Origin of the sequence: Bacillus sp. VT 712, from assembly GCF_001614195.1 — a bacterium.
GTDB classification, from domain to species: domain Bacteria; phylum Bacillota; class Bacilli; order Bacillales; family Bacillaceae_H; genus Priestia; species Priestia flexa.
Map to the genome: position 1 here is coordinate 1 of NZ_LWBK01000120.1, position 495 is coordinate 495.

Genomic DNA, 495 nt, shown 5'->3' on the forward strand with positions numbered 1-495 from the left:
CTCGCGGTCTTGCAGCCCTTTGTACCATCCATTGTAGCACGTGTGTAGCCCAGGTCATAAGGGGCATGATGATTTGACGTCATCCCCACCTTCCTCCGGTTTGTCACCGGCAGTCACCTTAGAGTGCCCAACTAAATGCTGGCAACTAAGATCAAGGGTTGCGCTCGTTGCGGGACTTAACCCAACATCTCACGACACGAGCTGACGACAACCATGCACCACCTGTCACTCTGTCCCCCGAAGGGGAATGCTCTATCTCTAGAGTTGTCAGAGGATGTCAAGACCTGGTAAGGTTCTTCGCGTTGCTTCGAATTAAACCACATGCTCCACCGCTTGTGCGGGCCCCCGTCAATTCCTTTGAGTTTCAGTCTTGCGACCGTACTCCCCAGGCGGAGTGCTTAATGCGTTAGCTGCAGCACTAAAGGGCGGAAACCCTCTAACACTTAGCACTCATCGTTTACGGCGTGGACTACCAGGGTATCTAATCCTGTTTGC

At 53.1% G+C, this 495-nt stretch carries 1 rRNA gene; it reads right to left on the minus strand.

The window, feature by feature from the left end:
• A 16S ribosomal RNA gene (locus A2U94_RS20335) occupies nt 1-495 on the minus strand; the annotation flags it as partial.